General features: G+C 38.4%; 20 protein-coding genes. 1 reads left to right on the top strand and 19 read right to left on the bottom strand.

What is annotated here, in order from left to right:
- Positions 1-11: 11 nt before the first annotated feature.
- The 3 genes from CEQ21_RS22180 to CEQ21_RS22170 form a co-directional block, all read right to left on the bottom strand.
- Complete coding sequence (locus CEQ21_RS22180; RefSeq protein ID WP_185766392.1) at positions 12-1,058, bottom strand: sugar ABC transporter substrate-binding protein; 1,047 nt, start codon at positions 1,056-1,058, stop codon at positions 12-14.
- On the bottom strand, positions 1,051-2,784 hold the full coding sequence (locus CEQ21_RS22175) for a methyl-accepting chemotaxis protein (protein ID WP_185766391.1): 1,734 nt from the start codon (positions 2,782-2,784) through the stop codon (positions 1,051-1,053). Before CEQ21_RS22175 ends, CEQ21_RS22180 begins: the two co-directional genes overlap by 8 nt.
- 190 nt (positions 2,785-2,974) lie before the next feature.
- Positions 2,975-3,751 (bottom strand): alpha/beta hydrolase family protein, encoded by a 777-nt coding sequence (locus CEQ21_RS22170; RefSeq protein WP_185766390.1) that lies wholly within the window; start codon positions 3,749-3,751, stop codon positions 2,975-2,977.
- Between the two features lie 184 nt (positions 3,752-3,935).
- Here CEQ21_RS22170 and CEQ21_RS22165 point away from each other — a divergent pair, with 184 nt between their 5' ends.
- On the top strand, positions 3,936-4,733 hold the full coding sequence (locus tag CEQ21_RS22165) for a histidinol-phosphatase HisJ family protein (protein ID WP_185766389.1): 798 nt from the start codon (positions 3,936-3,938) through the stop codon (positions 4,731-4,733).
- Positions 4,734-4,771: 38 nt separating this feature from the next.
- On the opposite strand, the gene manA is transcribed toward CEQ21_RS22165, so the two are convergent.
- The 16 genes from manA to CEQ21_RS22085 all read right to left on the bottom strand — a co-directional run bounded on the left by manA (position 4,772) and on the right by CEQ21_RS22085 (position 19,476).
- On the bottom strand, positions 4,772-5,719 hold the full coding sequence (manA, locus tag CEQ21_RS22160; RefSeq protein ID WP_185766388.1) for a mannose-6-phosphate isomerase, class I: 948 nt from the start codon (positions 5,717-5,719) through the stop codon (positions 4,772-4,774).
- A 103-nt stretch (positions 5,720-5,822) separates the two neighbouring features.
- A complete protein-coding gene (locus tag CEQ21_RS22155) occupies positions 5,823-6,161 on the bottom strand; it encodes a hypothetical protein (RefSeq protein ID WP_185766387.1) in 339 nt (112 codons plus the stop codon).
- Positions 6,162-6,188: 27 nt separating this feature from the next.
- Positions 6,189-8,138, bottom strand: a complete 1,950-nt coding sequence (locus CEQ21_RS22150; protein ID WP_185766386.1) for a hypothetical protein — start codon at positions 8,136-8,138, stop codon at positions 6,189-6,191.
- Complete coding sequence (locus CEQ21_RS22145; RefSeq protein WP_185766385.1) at positions 8,110-9,015, bottom strand: ABC transporter ATP-binding protein; 906 nt, start codon at positions 9,013-9,015, stop codon at positions 8,110-8,112. Before CEQ21_RS22145 ends, CEQ21_RS22150 begins: the two co-directional genes overlap by 29 nt.
- Positions 9,016-9,031: 16 nt before the next feature.
- Positions 9,032-9,394: a GntR family transcriptional regulator gene (locus CEQ21_RS22140; protein WP_185766384.1), complete on the bottom strand. Its 363-nt coding sequence runs from the start codon at positions 9,392-9,394 to the stop codon at positions 9,032-9,034.
- Between the two features lie 372 nt (positions 9,395-9,766).
- Positions 9,767-10,102, bottom strand: a complete 336-nt coding sequence (locus tag CEQ21_RS22135; protein ID WP_185766383.1) for a bh protein — start codon at positions 10,100-10,102, stop codon at positions 9,767-9,769.
- 82 nt (positions 10,103-10,184) lie between these two features.
- Entirely contained in the window at positions 10,185-11,135 is a 951-nt protein-coding gene (locus CEQ21_RS22130) for a sugar-binding transcriptional regulator (RefSeq protein WP_185766382.1), read from the bottom strand.
- A gap of 127 nt (positions 11,136-11,262) precedes the next feature.
- Complete coding sequence (locus CEQ21_RS22125; RefSeq protein WP_235907304.1) at positions 11,263-12,003, bottom strand: SDR family NAD(P)-dependent oxidoreductase; 741 nt, start codon at positions 12,001-12,003, stop codon at positions 11,263-11,265.
- Positions 12,000-12,701, bottom strand: coding sequence for an SDR family NAD(P)-dependent oxidoreductase (locus CEQ21_RS22120; RefSeq protein ID WP_185766381.1), 702 nt, complete (start codon positions 12,699-12,701; stop codon positions 12,000-12,002). The genes CEQ21_RS22125 and CEQ21_RS22120 overlap by 4 nt, the downstream gene beginning before the upstream one ends.
- A 14-nt stretch (positions 12,702-12,715) precedes the next feature.
- On the bottom strand, positions 12,716-13,795 hold the full coding sequence (locus tag CEQ21_RS22115) for a zinc-dependent dehydrogenase (protein WP_235907303.1): 1,080 nt from the start codon (positions 13,793-13,795) through the stop codon (positions 12,716-12,718).
- Complete coding sequence (locus CEQ21_RS22110) at positions 13,764-14,222, bottom strand: hypothetical protein (protein ID WP_185766380.1); 459 nt, start codon at positions 14,220-14,222, stop codon at positions 13,764-13,766. Before CEQ21_RS22110 ends, CEQ21_RS22115 begins: the two co-directional genes overlap by 32 nt.
- A 63-nt stretch (positions 14,223-14,285) precedes the next feature.
- Positions 14,286-14,567: a PTS sugar transporter subunit IIB gene (locus tag CEQ21_RS22105; protein ID WP_185766379.1), complete on the bottom strand. Its 282-nt coding sequence runs from the start codon at positions 14,565-14,567 to the stop codon at positions 14,286-14,288.
- Positions 14,568-14,589: 22 nt separating this feature from the next.
- Positions 14,590-16,008: a PTS galactitol transporter subunit IIC gene (locus CEQ21_RS22100; RefSeq protein ID WP_185766378.1), complete on the bottom strand. Its 1,419-nt coding sequence runs from the start codon at positions 16,006-16,008 to the stop codon at positions 14,590-14,592.
- Between the two features lie 37 nt (positions 16,009-16,045).
- The gene (locus tag CEQ21_RS22095) at positions 16,046-16,525 is read right to left on the bottom strand and encodes a PTS sugar transporter subunit IIA (RefSeq protein WP_185766377.1); all 480 of its coding nucleotides are present in this window, start codon (positions 16,523-16,525) and stop codon (positions 16,046-16,048) included.
- A gap of 188 nt (positions 16,526-16,713) precedes the next feature.
- Positions 16,714-18,111, bottom strand: coding sequence for a dihydrolipoyl dehydrogenase (lpdA, locus tag CEQ21_RS22090; RefSeq protein ID WP_185766376.1), 1,398 nt, complete (start codon positions 18,109-18,111; stop codon positions 16,714-16,716).
- 12 nt (positions 18,112-18,123) lie between these two features.
- Positions 18,124-19,476 carry a 2-oxo acid dehydrogenase subunit E2 gene (locus CEQ21_RS22085; protein ID WP_185766375.1) on the bottom strand — a complete coding sequence of 451 codons (1,353 nt, stop codon included), beginning with the start codon at positions 19,474-19,476 and terminating at the stop codon, positions 18,124-18,126.
- Positions 19,477-19,487: the final 11 nt, after the last annotated feature.

Raw genomic sequence — 19,487 nt, 5'->3', positions numbered from 1 at the left:
GCTCCTGCTCATTATTTCAGCTCATCTTCCGTGATGAATTTATCTTTGATTACTGTTTCGTTTATATTGCTTTTTGTGACTGCTACTGGATCAAGCAGAATGGATGGGACATCCTTTTTACCATTGTTTACAGTAGCTGTTGTTTCGACTTTTTCGTTTTTGCCGACCTTTATGGCGATTGCTGCTGCATCTTCTGCAATTGCCTGAATTGGTTTATAAACGGTCATTGTTTGGCTGCCAGCAAGTATTCGTTTTAGGCCAGTGATTTCGGCATCTTGTCCTGAAACTGGTATTGTTTTCCCAATTGCCTTTAAAGCATCGATAACACCGCCTGCCGTTCCGTCATTTGCGGCGATAACTGCTTGAATATCATTATTATTTTCCTTTAACGCTTGCTTCATATTAGACTCTGCTATATCAGGCTGCCACTCATCTGTATATTTATCAACCACGAGCTTAATGTCGCCTTTATCTATATAAGGCTGAAGTACTTCCATGGCACCCTCTCGAAAGAGCACAGCATTATTGTCTGTTTCAGCTCCACCAATGTAGGCGAAATTGCCTTTCTTTTGCTTTTTGAGTATTTCCTGTGCCTGTAATTGTCCAACCTTTTTATTATCATAGGAAATATAATAATCTACATCGGCGTTTTTAATCAGGCGGTCATAAGAAACAACTTTCACATTTGCTTTATGCGCTTTGTCGACAATCTCAGCAGAAACCTCTGCATTATGTGGCACTACGACTAATACGTCGACACCCTCTGCGATAAGCAGCTCTGCTTGTTTGATTTGCACACTATCGACACCATTTGCAGCAAGAGTTTTCACTTCGCCACCAAGCTCCAGCACTTTACTCTCAAATGCTTCCTTGTCTTTGTACCAGCGATCCTCTTGCAGTGTGTCTAATGAAAAGCCAACATATACCTTGCTGTCATCTTGTGCAAGCTTCATTTTTGTTTCTGCTTGCTGTGTAGTAGTTTGGGAGCAGGCAGCCAAAAAAGTCATGGCCATGACACACGCTCCTGCCATAAGCTTTTTCTGCAGTGACTTACGCATGTCCCTTCTCCTCCTTATCAAGTTCAAATTTTTGAATCATGTTATTCATATTATCGACCATTTGCGTAATTTCCTTAAAGTTTGCTGTAATACTTGTCATCATGTCATTTTGCTGCATCATCGAGGCAGAAACTTCTTCAAAGGAGGCTGCTGATTCCTCTGACACTGCGGCAATTTGTTCAACAGACGCACTTATGCCATTACCCGTCTTTGTAAATTCCTTAATGATTTCTGATATATTCAGTGATTTCTCCGTTAAATTAGTAATTCCATCCATAATGGCATTAAAGGTGCTTTCTGTCATTTTTATCTGTTCAGCACCCTTATTCACTTCCTCATAGCCTTTTTCAAGCTGTGTTAGTGATTCAATACTATTTTCTCTAATTGCTGTGACTAAACCGGTTATATCTGTTATCGAATCAGATGTTTGCACAGCTAATTTACGTACTTCTTCTGCAACAACCGAAAAGCCTTTGCCTGCCTCGCCTGCTCTGGCCGCTTCAATAGACGCATTCAAGGATAGCAGGTTTGTTTGTTCAGCAATCGACTTAATAAATGTCACAAGCTTGGTAATATTTGCCGTATTACCTTCCAACTCTTTCATTTTTTCGACACTGCTTGTTACAACAGTATTTATGGTGTGCATCTGCTCTAAAGACCTATTCATAAGTCTTGAGCCCTCTTTACTTGAAGCAGTGACAACAGCTGAAGTTTTCACCAATTCATTTGCATTTTCATCTGCTACAGCAATTTGTTGGTTAAAGTCCTGCATGTTGACTGCGATCGTTGATGAAGCATCTGCTTGGACATTAACACCTTCCACAAGCTCCTGAACAGTCATTGAAATAGTATCAATCGTAGTGCTGACTTCAGCAGCTGCCTCAGATACTTCTGCACTTCTTGAATCAAGATTTGTAGACATGGATGAAATGCCATGAATCGTTTCTTTCAAGCTTTGGCCCATCTTATTTATCGATTTGGACATAACGCCAATTTCATCTGTAGAATTTTCATCGAGCAGCGACACATCTAATTTTCCATTAGCAATGGAATCGCTTACCTCCATAACATGCTTTAACTTCCCTTGTATTCTTTTAGAGATAATAATTAAGATAGCACCTGAAATGGCAATTGTCACAATTGTTAAGATGCCGACTAGGAAGCTTGTTCTTGTTACATATGACTTAGAATCAGCCAATGATTGCTTGTTTTCCGCGGAAACGAGTTTATTAAGCTGTTCGCCTTCCTCTGTTACCTTACCTTTTAAGTCACTGATTTGCTTTTCAAGTTCTTTATAAGAAGTAGTATTAAAATCCTTAACATTCGGTACAACAGAATTAAAGAATATTTCATCAATTTCTTGATTGTTGGCGATAAGCTTTAAATATATTTTTTTAGCCTCATTGCCTTCGATATTTTTTTCTACTTTTAAAGCAGTCAAAGTGAATTTTTTACTTAATTCTAAGTATTCATCAAGCTTCTCATCGTTTGCATCATGAAAATACAACGGTATTTGCGTGTTTTTCTCTTGAAAGAGCGCTACCAATTCCATTGTATTGATGCTTAATTCATTTTTACTGCTAATTTCATTCATATTACTGGACATTTTGTTTAAGGATACATACGTGATTCCGATTGAAGTTAAAAATAAGACAAGTGTTAATAAAAACACTATTCCATATTTGTAACCAATCCTTAAATTTTTGAACTTATATTTTTCTGTCAAAAGAGCCCCTCCTATCTCTAGAAGTAATATCGACAAGAACAAACAATTGTTGAATAGCTTTTTTCAATATTTTTTAATTAAAAAAATCACTAAAAAATAAAAAAGGATTCTCACTAGAGAATCCTTCGCACATCTAAGTTTTCGTGTTTCTGACGTCTTTATTTCAGGTGAATACTAATTAACAAAAAACTCACAACATTTGTTTATTCAACCAGTTCACTGTTCTTCCAATCAGTTCTTCGTAATGGGCGGAGGAAGAAAAGGTATGCTCTCCTTGTGCGATGATAAATGCTTCCACACTTCCCTCTGTTCTTTGTTCATATTTATGTCTATATTCAAAAAGATAATCATGGGGGATATCAGAATCACCATTGCCATGGAGAAGCAGAACATCTCCTTTAAAGCGTGCGCACTCGTTTAGCGGATAGTATTCTTTCATCGACTGAAAGAAATATCCAGAAAGAGGGTATCCATAAAAATCTACCTTCTCAAAGTCTTGTAAACTTTCAACCTCACTGCTGCCCACTATATTTGCTAAATCTTTATAAGGACTTCCAACAGCAGCCCATTGGATGAGCTTCTTTACCCTTTCATCCCGGTTTGCTTGCAGCAATGTCACTGCTCCACCTAAGCTGTGGCCAAGCAGAATAATCTTATCTGTCTCTTCCTGCCTGCAAGCATAATCTATGAGTGTTTTTGTTTGCGCAATAAGATCATTTAATCCAAAGCTGCCATACTCTCCAGTGCTTTCTCCGCAGCCAGCATAATCAAAACGATACACTGTATAACCGTTTTTCACAAGCTCTGATGCTGATTTCACAAAGAGTCTGTCAACACCAATCCGGCTTCCAATTAAGCCATGGCATATAAGTACAATATGTCCGTTTTTTGTCATTCCGTTTGCTGGATAATCAATAGAGAGGGCAAGCTCCTCCTTTTTCCACATAAGCCTTTGGTGTACAGTCATTCGTTTACCTCCCACAATCCCCTTAAATAAACTTTTCATACAGGTTTACTTGGTTTTAAAAAATCGTTTTCTTATTCCTTCTATTATAGAGGGAAACGTGTTTTTTTGTCAAAAGGAAATAAAAAAACTGACATAACTTTTCCTGTATGAAATAATAAATATAAATTTCTACTTAGGAGGAATTATGCAGTATTATACAGACTATCACCATCACTCCAATCATTCCTTTGATTCAAAGGCTGATATGGAGGAAATTTGTAAAAGTGCTATTAACAATGGGGTCCAAGAAATTTGTTTTACAGAGCATTTCTCCGTAAATCCAAATGCACCAACATATGGGCATATGGTGTGGGATAAATATCTCCATGAAATAAAAAGATGTCAGGAAACTTTTAAAGACAAGCTTCTGATCAAGATTGGCATTGAATTATGTGAGCCCCATTTGCTAAAAGGTAATTATCAACAAGAATTACAACCGATTCCTTTAGACTTCATATTAGGCTCTGTTCATAACTTAGGCGGCACTACTTTAAGAAGATATATGAATGCTAATCCTGATAAAGATATTTACGAGGATTACTTTCTGGAGTTAAAGAAAATGGTGCAAACAGCAGACATCGATATTATTGCCCACTTTGACTTAATGAAGCGCTATGCTTATTCCCCGAGGGGTTTATATGATTTTGACAAGCATAAGGATTTGATTGCCGATATTTTGAACATAGCTATAAGCAGAGACATTGGCTTGGAGATTAATACTTCTGGCTGGCGGACAAGTGTAGCATTATCGATGCCTTCTCATGACATTTTAGGGCTATACAAGGAATTAGGCGGGAAGCTTCTTACGATTGGTTCCGACTCCCATCACGCGGAAACAGCAGGAGCCGGTTTCCAGGAAGGCATAGACTTGGCAAAGGCATGCGGATTTACCCATCTTTATACCTACTCCAAACGACAACCAACTGCATATAAAATTGGCTAAAAAAAGAGAGTGAATGTAAATTCACTCTCTTTTTTCGCTTATAGATAAGAAACAATCAGTTCGCTGTTTCCTTCCACTTCAAAGCTGCCAAACCCACTAGGCAGCAGGAAATGATCTCCTTTTTTGAAAGGATAGCTAGCTGCATCCTTCTTAATGCTTCCTTCTCCTTCTATAACGCTGCATAAAAGGAAAGGCTTTGTTTGTGTGTTTATGCTCGTACCTTGAATGTCCCATTTTTCAACAGTGAAATAGTCACATTCGATAAAGGTAGTTGTTGTTAAATCACCATTTGTTTCGACATTGACGTCAAAGGAATCGGCTTTGTGAGGAACTGTCGTAACAGCAACAGATTGTTCTACATGCAATTCTCTCGTTTTCCCAGTATCATCCTTTCGGTCATAGTCATAAACACGATAGGTTGTATCTGAATTTTGCTGTGTTTCCAGGATGATAATCCCTTCGCCAATTGCATGGATTGTCCCGCTTGGCACAAAGAAAAAATCACCTTTTTGGACGGGAACTTTATTCAATAATTCTGTCCATTTATTTTCACGGATCATGCTTTCCAGCTCTACTTTTGTTTGGGCATGGTGGCCAAAAATAATTTCAGCACCTTCCTTACAATCAACAATATACCAGCATTCCGTTTTTCCTAATTCGCCATTTTCATGAACGTTTGCATATTCATCATTGGGATGAACTTGTACAGATAAATCTTGATTAGCATCCAATAATTTCGTCAGCAAAGGAAAACGATCTCCTTCTGCATTACCAAACAGCTCTTTGTTGTTTTCCCATAACTCGCCTAACGTTTTTCCTGCAAACTTGCCGTTTTTCACAACACTTTGTCCGTTCGGATGAGCAGAAAAAGCCCAGCATTCGCCTGTCGTTTCTGAAGGAATCTCGTATCCAAAGCTGCGCAGCTCTGTACCACCCCAAATGCGGTCCATAAAGATAGGATTAAAAAATAAAGGTTCAAAATTCATATTAGTATAGAACTCCTTTAAATGTTTGTTTACCAAATTAATTCTACCATATAATGGAGCGATTTCTATCTATTTTCAAAATAAGAAAACAAAAAAGACAGGATTAGCATCCTGCCATATTGACAACCTTGTTCTCGTTACTATGATTGCTATCTAGTTCATTTTCTAAAGTAGCAGGATACTTATGAAAGCGCCGCAAAAGCTTCTCCTTTTGCTCTTCTGGTGAATTTTTGCAGTTGATTGCTGTGCGAACAGCAAGCTTCAGAGTATACTTCTCCCAATCCTCTTTTAACATACTTGCACTTTTCTCCAAACTTGCAGACAATGCCTTCTGTGCGACAAGCTCCGCAAGTTCCTGCTGTCTGACTATCCCGAATACAGTCCGGAAAAGCTTCTGTGCAAAAGCTGCCATATACGCTTCGTTTATGTAATTATCAGCCATTGCACATCCACTCTCCTTTTTGTTTCGTTAATTTTTTAGTTTTTGTTTAATGCTGTCTGGCAGGTCATCCTCAGAGATGAAATTCACTGTAACTTCATCTTGATATTTAGGCTTTACAAATACCATATATTTTTGATTTGGGTACACAAATTTTGCAAGGATGTCGCTTTGCTGCTCCTTACTCTCTACTTCTGCCTTACTTTCGAACTTGCTTATTTTAGATTCGATTTCTTCAATAGAGTATAGATCTGAATAGTTATCACCAACCTCCTCTGATTTTACGATATACATTTTATCTACGTATTGAGAATCCATAGTAAATAAATTTTGGAAGCCCCGAATTTGCAACCAATTTATTGTTTTTTCATTGTTTACAGTAATATAGCTGTTAAAATAGTCGGACGTTCCATCTTTTCTCTCCACAGCAACAGATGCCGAAAGTTCATAAAGATTTGTCATGCCTCCAAAGGACTCATTTCGTTTATCCCCCATTAAAACAGTAAGGAAATTATTTAATTCTTTTTTGTCCGTAAGTTTTAAAGTTTGACCATTTGGCATGTCGACTTTAACTTTTGAAATATCATCTTGTGTATCCAAATTATATAATTTCTGTCTAAACTCCTTCGTTTCATAAATAGGTTTTAATAATTTGTCGGATACGTCTTTTTTGATACTGTAAGATCTCGTTACTTTTCTATTTTTAAGCTCATATACCACTGTTAAATTTATACGATCATTATAGTAATCTTGATCATAGGTTGTATCTGTCTTAATTAATTCTTTATGCATTAAAGTAACCAGCGTTTTATTTTCTTCAGAAGTTAATCCCATTATTGTATCGTTAGTATAATTATTGTGCTGTTCAATCCTCACACTTTTTATGTCTTCCACCTCTGGTACAAATTCTTCATATTTGCTGTTAAGAAATGGTGCGACAACAGCTACAATGATACCTGCAAGCAGAAAGAACAGATAACCCTTTAAACGATTAAACACTCGCCAAGATTTCATGAGGAACATTTCCCCAACAAGATAGCCGATAAATGACCCGATTAACAAACCAAAGAGATGATACGGGAGACCTTGGTTAATCAGTTGAAAATACAAACCAAACAGAAGCATAAAACATATTGTTACAGTGTACTTAAACAATCCGCCTAAATTACTGACAGTTAATGTTTGATAAACTGTTTCTGTATTCCGCTTTTTATATAGAAGCATTGCGGCAATATAAAGAATGGCGCAAACCACAATATAGGATGTAAATACCTTTACCGCCGAATAATCACTGTAAATAATAACAGGAGCTAATATTGGTGATAAATAGATCAGTTTGTCAGATATGTATTTGTCGACAGGAAACCCGTGGACATAGCTGCTGAAGTTATAAAAAACCATATAGATGATTCCTGCTGGAAATAGAAGCAGCAAAACGGAAAACACACCTTGTGTTATCGAAAGACCTGTCAGCATGCCGACAAAAATACAAGTAAAATACACAATCGCTGTAAATATGGTAAAAATGCCTATCCAGCTAAATATCTTTGCAAATGAAATGAACTGATGCAAATCGATAATCCAATATGCAGCCATAATAATGATGGCGTTTAAGATAATAGGAACAATTAACACAAAAAAGCCATTCCATGTAAAGAAGTGAAACAGGAAGCTTCTGCTGACTGGTAAACTATGAATCAAGTCACTATATGCTTTACTTTGAATATATCGAAACAGGAAAATTCCGAGCAGGAGAGGAATAATAATCATTATCCCTGCTTGAACAAGGATATTTATATCAAAAATCTCTGAGTATACTTGATCTCTCTCCCATCTTCTATAATCCTTTTTATCCATTAAGATTAAATGCATCGGCACCGCAAAAAAGAGTGCTAAAAAGGAGATAATTCCTAACCAGCCGACGTTTCGAAACGTTAATAATGATAATTGCTTATAATAATAGGTTTTCTTTAATGGCATAGTCCAATTCCTCCATTTGGTAAATAAATATCTCTTCTAATGTAAGTGGCAAGATATCTAGTAATAAAGGTTTATACTGGTCGATTTGCTTGATGATATCGTCTTTTTCCCCTTTTACGATGAACATGCTGACACTGCCACGTTGTTCGAAATGGACCATGCTTAAGCTTTTTTTCAATTGTTCAATGGTGTTTGCTTCCTGGAAAGCAACTTGGATTTTATGAAAATCAAGCTTTATTTCATCAATATCGTTTTCAATCAAGCATTTTCCTTTATGGATAATACTAATATGATCACATAAATCCTCTACTTCTGAGAGATTATGAGAGGAAATGATAACCGTCATTTCTCTTTCCGCAACCTGCTGCACAATGAGTTTCTTCACATTCGAGCGTATCACAGGATCAAGTCCGTCAAACGGTTCATCTAATATTAAGTATTCTGGCTCAGTTGCAAAAGCAAGCCAAAAGGCAATTTGCCTCTGCACACCTTTAGAAAAATGGTGAATTTTTTTATTTACGTTAATTTCAAGCTGATTGCCGATTTTTTCAAACAGTGCTTCATTCCAGTTCGGATAAAGCTCCTTATAGAAAAGCGCCATTTGCTTTGTCGTGTAATGAGGCAAAAAGGAAGGATAATCAGCAATAAAGAACATTCTGCTTTTTAAGTTCGTATTTTCAAAAACAGGTTGCTCCTCCACTGTAACTGCTCCTTCATTTTGTTTGTAAATGCCTGCAAGTAATTTTAAAATTGTTGTTTTTCCAGCACCATTGGAGCCAAGCAGGCCGTAGATACTTCCTTTTTGTATGTTCAAGCTCATTTTGTCGAGAATGACATCCTTATTGATTCGTTTCACGACTTGTTTTAATTGAATCATCGGCCTAACACCTCCGTTAATTTATCTGCTTTTTAATATGCAAAAGCAATTCCTCTGGCGATACGCCTAAGTACAGTGCTTCCTTTATTGCTTTATCCAGTCTTGCTAGTGCCTCGACTTTTTTACTGTCATCTTGAATAAATTCAGATGCCTTGACATAACTGCCTTTACCTTTAACAGAATAGATATAGCCTTTTAATTCAAGCTCTCGATACGCTTTTTGGATTGTATTAGGATTGATTGTCACCTGTGTTGCCAGTGTGCGAACAGACGGAAGCTGTTCATCCGCCTTTAATACGCCTGTGACAATTAGCTCAACGAATTTTTCTACAAGCTGTTCATAGATAGGTGTTCTGCTTCTAATATCCAGTTCAAACATATCCAGCCCCCCATCTGTACTAAGTGTACTATTATGCGTAGTACAGTCATTATAATCTATAATTCAACCGAAAAAAAGTACTAAAATGAATTTTTTTCCTTTTTTTCCAGATTGATAAATACCCATTTCCAAAAGCCTACTATTTACTTAGAATAGCATCTTAACAAATCTTCAAATTCTCCATACCAGAACAAGGCATTCCGGTTATGACATTTAATTTATCGATTTTCTGCAAAGTGATAGAAGGCTATCGTAAATAAACGGTAATTTCTTTGGTTGCTTCCTTTCACTCAAAAATGTGAGATTTCATTTAAAAAACACAGCATTTCTAACACAAAAAAAAACAGAATAGAAACTTCTATCCTGTTTGCTTCAATGTTGACTTTTAAATTTTTTTAGGGCAATTCTTGTTTCGTCAACGTACTTCATTAAGCGATATGGTTTACTAAGAGCCCGTTTTGGAACACCGACGATAAACTTATTTAAGCCTTGACTGTACTCCTCGGTAAGTCGGGTTGGTTTTGAAACTACTCGCTTATATATCTCTTTATACAATTCTCTTTTCGGATTAAGGTGCATATCAATTTTACGGTGGCAATTCGTACACTCGGTACTTGAGATTTTATTGTTTAAATAATGAACATAATGCAGGGTTTCATCTTGACAGCGTGAACAATAAAGGGAGACATCAAACTCTGTAATTTCCAAACAAACCTCTCCTCGCCAATTAGTCTAAATTTTCAAACCCGTTTTGATTACAAAAAACCTTTTAAAAAAGAAGATATAAAAATTATATAGTCATTTTCTTTATTATAGCACTTGCCGTTAATTCGTCTGTAATTAATACATCAATAAATTTTCCTTTTAATGCGCCTAATATACTTTCTACTTTATGTTGTCCCTCCACAACGGCAATTACTTTTTTAATTTTCTGGAACTCAGCTAACGTAATGCCGATTACTTTCGTGTTTAAAGAATCGTCGATTGGTTCACCGTTTTCGTTAAAAAATCTAAAACCGATATCACCGATTGTTCCAACTTCACGAAGCTGTGCTAAATCATGTTCTTGTAAATATCCTAATCTCATCAATGTTGAATTCGCATATGGATTTCCAATCCCAACGAGAGCAACATCCACATTGCGGCCGATTTCTAATACTGTTTGAACATCCTCCATGCCCATAAGCCGTTCTTTTAGTTCTTCTGTTTCCACAATAGCAGGAGCATACAAATAAGTACAGGTGCTTTGCAGTTTTTTCGCTAGGTCATTAGCAAGTTGATTTGCATGAATTTGCACTTGCTTCACTCCCATTCCCCCTTCTAATGGGACAACTGTTACATCCTCTCTGCGTTCATATGGATATTCCTGTACAAGATGTGCCAGTGTTTCTCCCCAGGAGATCCCAATGCTTTTAACATCTTTAATATTGTTGGAAATATAGCTTGCTCCTGCTTGACCAACCTCCCGTTTGGCCATTTCCTCTGACAGTCCGTTGTTTGGAACAACGACAGCATCAAGCAGCCCGAAATGTTGCTCAAGCTTTCTTTCTAATTCAACTGTGTGAACACTTTCATCCTTTATATATATTTTCACGATTCCTTCGTCCTTTGCCCTTTGAAGCAGCTTGGATATAACTGGTCTTGATACACCTAATTTCTGCGCAATTTGTGCTTGTGTTAACCCATCATGATAGTACATGCTGGAAACCTTTACTAATTGTCGTTTTTCTTGCCACTCCATTCATATCATCTCCTACGTTAGCTAACTAAATTACAAATGTTATGTATAAGAACATATTACAGCAAATCTTTTTTAAAATCATCACGTCTAGTCACAAAAATGCCGGAAACAGCTTCCCGGCATTTGTTTATAATAATTGTTTATACGTTCTCCCCCCATCAAGCAGCAGGATTTGTCCATGCACATATTTCCCTTCCGCACTGCTTAAATATCTGACTGCATGGAATACATCATTTGGTGTTCCGAATCTGCCAATGGGAATCTCTTTTGTTAGGCTCTTCTTTGATTGTTCTGTTGGGTATAAATTATTAAGCATATCTGACTCAATTACTCTAGGGGCAACAACATTGATATTAATATTATTTTTGCCAAGCTCTGTAACCAGCGATCTCATCAGGCCAAAGGCTCCGCCCTTTGATGCTGCATAGTGAATGCCGCCACCAGTGCCTGTTATGGCAGAGCCTGATCCAATGATAACAATGCTTCCACCTTGCGCTAGTATCGGTTGACAAAATTTAATGCTGTAAAAAAGTCCGTGCAGATTAACAGCCATCGTTTTGTGCCAAGTAGCCCAGTCAATATCCAAAAACCCCACTGAATTAGTTATACCTGCTGAGTAAACAAGGAGGTCAAGGGAACCAAACCTTGTGTGAATTTCATTGGCAAGTGACGCAACACTTTCCGAGGAACCTGCATCAACCTCAAAAGGAAACAGATTATGATGGTCACTGTCAGCAATCATTTGCGTTAATGTCTGTTTATTTATGTCTGCAACAGCCACTTGATGTCCATCCTTTGCAAAATGCAAAGCAATTTCTTTGCCGATTCCACTTGCTCCGCCAATAATTAGGATGTTTTTTAGCATCATTTATTTAAGCCCTCCTTATCCAATGCTTCTATCTCTTCATCTAAATAAGGGGTACATAAAAGTAATATCTTGTTTGCAACTGCTTTCATTACTTTATTTTTCGCTTGGAAGCTACTATTCTGATCGTGTAAAGAAATTGGTGCAACCACTTCCTTTACTTTAATTGTTGTTCCTGTAAATTCTGTTGCCAGCCCTTTCGTAAACGATTGGAATGCACTTTTACCTGCAGCATAAGCTGGTCCAACATCACCCGTGCTAGCTGCTTGTGAGGTTATATTAATAATAGTTCCTCCTTTCAGTCCCAGCATGATTGGGATAATTGCTTGACAGCAAAGAAAGGGCACATCTAAATTCACTTGAAACGCTGCTAGCCAAGCTGATGGTGTCAGTTGATTAATGGTTGTTTTGGCAGATTTGTCTGCATAATTAATAAGTACATCTATTTTTCCATTTTGTTCGATTATTTTCTTAACAACTGCTTGAACCTCATTTGCTGTTTGCAGGTCACTTGTTATAACGGAAGCAAGCCCTCCCATTGAGCGTATCTCCTTGTGAAGATCAACTGCCTCGTTCGTATGAAAACGATGTATCCAAACGATTGCTCCAGCTTCAGCTAATTTTTTACAAATAGCTGCACCTAGCATATCGTCCACACCTGTTACTAGGACAACTTTATTATTTAAGGATAAGTCAAACATGGTTTTCCTTCTTTCTATGGTTTTATTAGAACCTTTAAAACCTGTTCTGACGGATTATGAGCAAGTGCTATTGCTTGATCCAGCTCTGCTAACGGAAAACGATGGGTAATCATTTTTTTTACATTAAATACGTTGTTTCGCAGCATGTTAATAGCTCTTTCATAGTTGTAAGGAGTGGAGGAATAAGAGCCCACAACCTTTATTTCATCAAGAAAAAACCGTGCTGCAGGGATTGCTACGTCTGTGTTTGGAAATGGAGCAAAAACTAATACAGTGCCACCTCTTGACACACATTCCATTGCTTGGGGTAACAATTGTTGAATTCCTGCTGAAATAATGACAATATCGGCTCCCTTTCCATTTGTCTGCTCCATTATGCTTGTTACGACATCTTCCTTATGACTATTTATTGCCACATCAGCTCCAAATTCCAAAGATTTTTCAAGACGATATGGATTAATATCACTTACAATAATAGTTGCAGCAAGGAGACTTTTTGCTAATTGAACCTGCAGGAGCCCAATTTGGCCTGCCCCCATAATAACCACTGTATCTCCCGGATGAGTGTCTATTAATTCAAATCCGTGCAGACAGCAGGCAATTGGTTCAACCAATGCCCCCTCCTCAAAACTCATTCCTTTTGGCAGGTGGCCCATCGTGTGTTTAACATGTAATGCAGGTATGCGAATATATTCTGCAAAGCCGCCTGGATCAAGATTCGTTTGTGTAAATTGGGGACATAGGCTGTACGATCCTCTTTTGCAATAATGACAAGTAAAACACGGTACATGATGGGCGACAAATACTCTGTCACCAATCTGATAATCTTTTATATTTGCACCTACCTTAACGATTGTTCCTGCGACCTCATGACCAAGAACAGTTTGCTGCGCTACTTTTTCATCGAGCACTTTATGAATATCTGTTCCGCAAAGTCCACAATATTCCATTTTTATTAATACTTCGTCTTTTTCAATGGAAGGGATTTGTCTGTCTTCATAGTTAATCTTGTTTTTATTGTAGAAGGAAGCTACTTTCATTTGGCCTTCCTGCCGTTTTTCCTCATTTTGATTGTGCCGTTTCGCGTCCTGCATGCCTTTCACGTCCTTCCACTATTTCTTTTATCACTGCTAATAACTCTTTATAGCCTTCAAGCTTGGAGGAAACCCAATACCTCCCACCAAGCAGGCGGAATCTGCCAATCTTAATAAACGCTTTGCCTACATAGCCATAATCCTTCAATGTTAATTCCTTTACGTCTTCCCATTTATATTCATGCCTGCTCCAAAAGCCTTCAAATATGATGGACTCTGTTGTTAAGGTAATACTTGATGGATTATTAATCCCGATCACAGAGGTGATAAATAAAACTGGCATTGCTATTAATAGGAGCGGATGTATGCCAACTAATCCACCATTAAGCACCTGCACGATTGCCCATATAAATAAGCCCATCATGATAAGTACGGGAAGTATAATGGAAAGAAAAAGCACAGACGATGTGTAACGATACTGTTTCATACGTATCCTCCATTTGCAGAAAAAGCAAAAAAACTTAGGATCGTTTTTTTGCTTTTTACTAGTTTATTTATCAATATGTGAGATGATTTTTTCTATATCTGCATCAATTCCAACACCTGTTAAAAAGGAAATCGTTTGAATGACTGGTGTATTACCTGTATCGCTGACTGGTGTTGTTGTCACAATTAAATCTGCTCGCGCTGCCTTTGAGGGAACCTCAGATGCTTTACACTGCTCCACAACAACATTTAACCCTTTCTTTTTCAGCATTTCTTCAATTTTTTTAGCGACAACTGTTGAGGTAGCTACAGCAGTTCCACAGGAAACTAAGATTTTTTTGGCCATTTTAACATCCCCCTAGCTTTATTTACGCTTTATAAGCGTTTTCATTTTCTTGTACTGCTTCAACTGGCTTTAATGTCTTTGCGTCTAAGCCCATTTCTTTCGCATATTGTCTTTTAATATCATTTCTGACCCAATACCAAAGTAAACAATAAGCAAGTGCGGCAACAATCGCTGCAATAAAATATGGGTTGCTTGGATCAAGTAAGCGGACAATTATCCATGGAATAACATGGGAGCCTAAATCAATACCGGAAATCTGTGTTGCTCCTTCTGGAAAATCAAAGCCGACTGCTCTTCCCATCGTTGTAGCTAAATCTGCTAGATTCGTTGCAATAAAGAAAACAATCATCAATGTGACAATGCTGTTAATAATGCCGCGAATAATATTGCCCCGTGCTGCTGCAACAGCCCATACGACGGTGAATGGAAGAACAGCAAAATCTGCAAATGGCAGCATACCGTTATATGGGAGAATGACAGCTAATAACAGTGTTATTGGCACCATAATCAATGCTACTGCCATATTGGATGCTGTTCCAATCACTATGGCTGTATCAAGACCAATATAAACATTTTTCCCAGGGAACTTTTTATTGATTAAGTCACGGGCTCCCTCTGATATGGGAATAAGTCCTTCCATTAACAGAGCTACCATTCTTGGCATAAGAATTAATACTGCCGACATTTGAATCCCTAATGTGAGAATTCCTTTTGCGTCATAACCGCCAAGGAAACCAATCAGGAGGCCAAGCACTAACCCCATAACAAGCGGTTCACCAAAAATCCCAAATCGTTTCTTTAATGTTTCCGGATCTGCCTCTATTTTATTGATACCAGGAATTTTATCTACAATTCGATTACTTGCATACGTGATTGGTGCAAAGTTAACTGTCTCTGAGTGGGCCATGGAAACACCCTTGAGGCCAAAGTGGTGCTCAACTGCTGGTGCAGTCCAGTCTGCTAGTTTGAGGGTAATGGCTGAGACAATCAAGCCAACTGCAATCGCTAGAATCATATTGTCATAAGCATAATAAGTAACAGATGCAGCAAAGATAAGATGCCAGAAGTTCCAAATATCTACGTTTAGCGTTTTGGTTAAATTAGTAGACAGCATGATTACGTTTAAAACTAAAACTAATGGAATCATTAATGGTGCTACTGGTGTTCCAAAGGAAATCGCCGCCCCAATTGGCCAGCCCACATCCAAAATATCCAAATTCAAACCGAGCTTCTCAACCATCGCCTGTGCTGCAGGCCCGATGGCTCCTGATAAAAGCCCAATAACAAGATTAACGCCAATGAAGCCAATTCCAATGGTAATTCCTGCTGTTAATGATTTTTTGAAGCCTTGCTTTAACAGCAAACCAAAAATCGTCATGATGATGGGAAGCATGATGGAAGGACCTAAATCTAACACAAAATCAACAGCCTGCTTAATCATGAGTTGACCCCCTAACATAATAGGTAGCGCTTACATTTCATTCGACACTAATTTGGTTTAGCTCTTTGTCTAATATTTCTACAAGCTCTTTAGCAGAAACGGCATTTTTCAGCTGAGACATCGCTGCATCATTTTGGAAGACACTCATTAATTTTTCCAGCAAACTCAGCTGCTTGGCTGGATCGGAGATTGCTAACATAAGAACAATTTCCACACTGACTTTAGTGTTTTCACTTCCCATCACGATAAACTCAACTGGATTTTCCAAAACTGCAACTGAAATCATCGGCCTAATAACATGCTCTGGATCTGTATGGGGAATCGCCACTCCCATTGTTGCAAGAGGCAGTCCTGTTGGGAAAACTTTTTCCCTTTCTAAAATGGATAATAAAAACGATTCTTTCACATATTGATGTCTTTTTAAGCCTTCACTTAATGTAGCAATAATATCTTCGCTATCTTCTGCTAATACATGCAAGTGCACAACATTTTCATCAAGGTGAATTAACTTTTCCATGATTATTCCTCCTTTCCAGGTTAGATAGTTTCTTACTTTTGTTCACACATGTTACATTTGTAATTATCATAAGTTATGATCACAGTTCAGTCAAGTCGTTTTTTCGAAAATTCTAAAAACAATTTCCGACTCAAAAGTGCACAAAAAAGCCTGCAATGTGTAGAGGCGTTTCGTGCAAACTATTAACATTAAGACCGCACAGCTTGCTGAGATAGTGATTTATGCACTCCATTTAAGGCTGCTTCAAAAAAGGTTTCTGAAATTGTCGGATGTGGATGAATCATATTCGCCGCTTCCGTGATTGTTCCTTCTAAATGCATAAAGGCAGAAGCATTTGCGATCAATTCTGTAACATGAGAGCCTGCCATCACAACACCGACGATTTCACCATGCTTTGCTTCATAGATAATTTTCGTAAACCCGTCTGGCTCACCCGCACTTAGTGCTTTTCCACTTCCGGAAAAATCGAACTTCTCAACACGAACTTCCATGCCTTGCCTTTGTGCTTCCTCTGCGGACATGCCAACAGAAGCAATTTCAGGTAAAGTATATATACAGCGTGGCATAACATGATAATTGATATAGTCAGATTTACCTGAGGCATTATTTGCTGCAACAATGCCCTCAGCGCTTGCTGCATGTGCGAGCTGCCAGCCGCCTATCACGTCTCCAACAGCGTAAACACCGTTATGACTCGTTTCCATTTTGCTATTAACCTTAATAAACGGACCATTTTGTTGCAAGTTAAGCTCTGCAACAGCAGACAGATTTGGACGCCTGCCAGTACATATGGTTACTACGTCTGCTTCAAGCAGTACTTCTTTCCCATTTGCATCCTTACAAAGAACGGTTTTTACTTCTGAAGTCTCGTGAACACTTTGCACTATTGTACCTGTTTGGATGCGGATGCCCTTTTTCTTTAACATTTTAGCTAAAAACCTTGAAGCTTCCTCATCCTCTGTTGCAATGATTCTATCAGCTGCTTCCACAATTGTTACTGTCGTGTTTAAAGCGGCAAAAATAGTGGCAAATTCCACCCCGATAACACCACCGCCAATTATAATGACAGATTTCGGGATTTCCTCCAAATCGAAAATGGTATCACTAGTTTCATAGCGGATAGTATCTAATCCTGCAATTGGCGGCAGAGCTGGTGTTGAACCTGTTGCAATGATTACTTTTTTAGCGCTAACGGTTTCTTGTTTATCGGCCAGCTGTACCTTCACGCAATCATTTGGCAGGACTGTGCCATAACCGTTATACACATCTATTGCCCCTTGCTTAAGCAGGAAGGCAATCCCACTTCGAAGACGGTCAATTACATCATCTTTTCGTTTTTTCATTTTACTGAAGGAAAACGTTAATGCTCCCGTTTCGATTCCCCAATCCTTGCTTTTTTCGATTTGTTCGATTATTTCAGCATGCTTTAAATACGTTTTTGATGGAATACAGCCCCTATTTAAACACGTTCCTCCAAGATTATCTGCTTCAATCAGCGCGGTTTTTTGACCTTGTTTTGCTGCATGCAGTGCTGCTACATACCCGCCAGGTCCGCCACCGATTACGACAAGATCATAGGTTTTCACGTTTTATTCCCCCTATGCTAATAACTCAAATGGATTTTCGAGTATTTGTTTTAATTCTGTTAAAAAAGCAGCTGCCGGCGCCCCGTCCATCGCTCTGTGATCAAATGATAGGCTGAGTGTCATCATCGCACGAATTTCAATAGTATTATTAATAGCAACTGGCTTATCCTGAATCCTTCCAACTCCGAGTATGGCACTCTCTGGTTGATTGATAATTGGTGTAAATACATCAATTGCGTACATTCCGAGATTACTTATTGTAAAAGTTGAGCCTTTTAATTGGTCTGGCAGCAATTTGTTTTCACGAGCACGATTGCCAATATTCTTGGCCGCTTTCGTAACTGCTGCAAGCCCCATTGCTGGCACATCCTTAATGACTGGAACCATTAATCCATCCTGTACAGCGACAGCAAGACCAATATTAATTTCGTTATGCTGGACAATTTCGTCCCCCTCTATCGAGACATTTATTTGCGGATGCCTTGAAAGGGCTGAACCGGCAGCTTTTATTAAGATGTCAGTAAAGGAGATTTTAAGGCCAGTTTGTTTTTCCACTACTGGTATAAGCACAGACCGCAATTCTTTTACTTTAGACATATCGACTTCCGTTGTTAATGTTACATGTGGAGCTGTATATGCACTTTGTGCCATTCTGTCAGCAATTACTTTTCTCATTGCAGACAATTTTCGGCGATTTTCGGTATGGTCAAAAGCAACATCCGCTTCTTTAGATTGCGGAGTAATGGCATGAACAACATCTGCCTTCACTATTTTCCCGTTCACACCGCTTCCAGTAACAGTCGATAAATCGACTTGAGCTGCTGCTGCGATCTTCTGCGCAAGTGGTGTTGATTTTGGTGATGATTGCTCACTTTCTATATAAAAAACTACATCTTTTTTATGAACACGTCCATTTGGACCACTGCCATTTATAAACACTAAATCTACCTTGTTAGACCTTGCTAAATGGCGCGCTGCTGGTGTGGCACGTTGCTTCGTGCTCTCCTGTAATGAACGAACAGCTGCCTGATTATCCTCTAAGGATACTGTTGCATTGTTTTCTGACGTTTCCTCTTCATTTGTGCCGCCGCCTGCCTGCCCTGGTGATTCAGCTGGAACGGATTCTCCTGATTTGCCAATATAGCCTACCACATGATTAACTGGCACCTCTTCATCGACAGCAACATATTTTTTGAGGAGCACGCCTTGATCGTACGCTTCTACTTCAATATTAATTTTGTCTGTCATTATTTCAAAAAGCGGTTCTCCAATGTCGACAGCTTCTCCTTCTTCTTTAAACCACTGTAGGAGAGTGCCTGTTGCCATCGTGCTGCTTAGCTTGGGCATAAATATTTCGTTTGCCATGCGGGCTTCCC

This window comes from Niallia circulans (genome assembly GCF_007273535.1).
Lineage (GTDB): Bacteria > Bacillota > Bacilli > Bacillales > Cytobacillaceae > Niallia > Niallia circulans_B.
This window is presented reverse-complemented; position numbering and strand designations above follow the sequence as displayed.

What these genes read in the sequence shown, in the direction of transcription:
- CEQ21_RS22180 (WP_185766392.1), bottom strand. Translation starts at nt 1,058, where the DNA reads ATGCGTAAGTCACTGCAGAAAAAGCTTATGGCAGGAGCGTGTGTCATG.
- CEQ21_RS22170 (WP_185766390.1), bottom strand. Translation starts at nt 3,751, where the DNA reads ATGACTGTACACCAAAGGCTTATGTGGAAAAAGGAGGAGCTTGCCCTC.
- CEQ21_RS22165 (WP_185766389.1), top strand. Translation starts at nt 3,936, where the DNA reads ATGCAGTATTATACAGACTATCACCATCACTCCAATCATTCCTTTGAT.
- manA (WP_185766388.1), bottom strand. Translation starts at nt 5,719, where the DNA reads ATGAATTTTGAACCTTTATTTTTTAATCCTATCTTTATGGACCGCATT.
- CEQ21_RS22155 (WP_185766387.1), bottom strand. Translation starts at nt 6,161, where the DNA reads ATGGCTGATAATTACATAAACGAAGCGTATATGGCAGCTTTTGCACAG.
- CEQ21_RS22150 (WP_185766386.1), bottom strand. Translation starts at nt 8,138, where the DNA reads ATGCCATTAAAGAAAACCTATTATTATAAGCAATTATCATTATTAACG.
- CEQ21_RS22145 (WP_185766385.1), bottom strand. Translation starts at nt 9,015, where the DNA reads ATGATTCAATTAAAACAAGTCGTGAAACGAATCAATAAGGATGTCATT.
- CEQ21_RS22140 (WP_185766384.1), bottom strand. Translation starts at nt 9,394, where the DNA reads ATGTTTGAACTGGATATTAGAAGCAGAACACCTATCTATGAACAGCTT.
- CEQ21_RS22130 (WP_185766382.1), bottom strand. Translation starts at nt 11,135, where the DNA reads ATGGAGTGGCAAGAAAAACGACAATTAGTAAAGGTTTCCAGCATGTAC.
- CEQ21_RS22125 (WP_235907304.1), bottom strand. Translation starts at nt 12,003, where the DNA reads ATGATGCTAAAAAACATCCTAATTATTGGCGGAGCAAGTGGAATCGGC.
- CEQ21_RS22120 (WP_185766381.1), bottom strand. Translation starts at nt 12,701, where the DNA reads ATGTTTGACTTATCCTTAAATAATAAAGTTGTCCTAGTAACAGGTGTG.
- CEQ21_RS22115 (WP_235907303.1), bottom strand. Translation starts at nt 13,795, where the DNA reads ATGCAGGACGCGAAACGGCACAATCAAAATGAGGAAAAACGGCAGGAA.
- CEQ21_RS22110 (WP_185766380.1), bottom strand. Translation starts at nt 14,222, where the DNA reads ATGAAACAGTATCGTTACACATCGTCTGTGCTTTTTCTTTCCATTATA.
- CEQ21_RS22105 (WP_185766379.1), bottom strand. Translation starts at nt 14,567, where the DNA reads ATGGCCAAAAAAATCTTAGTTTCCTGTGGAACTGCTGTAGCTACCTCA.
- CEQ21_RS22100 (WP_185766378.1), bottom strand. Translation starts at nt 16,008, where the DNA reads ATGATTAAGCAGGCTGTTGATTTTGTGTTAGATTTAGGTCCTTCCATC.
- CEQ21_RS22095 (WP_185766377.1), bottom strand. Translation starts at nt 16,525, where the DNA reads ATGGAAAAGTTAATTCACCTTGATGAAAATGTTGTGCACTTGCATGTA.
- CEQ21_RS22085 (WP_185766375.1), bottom strand. Translation starts at nt 19,476, where the DNA reads ATGGCAAACGAAATATTTATGCCCAAGCTAAGCAGCACGATGGCAACA.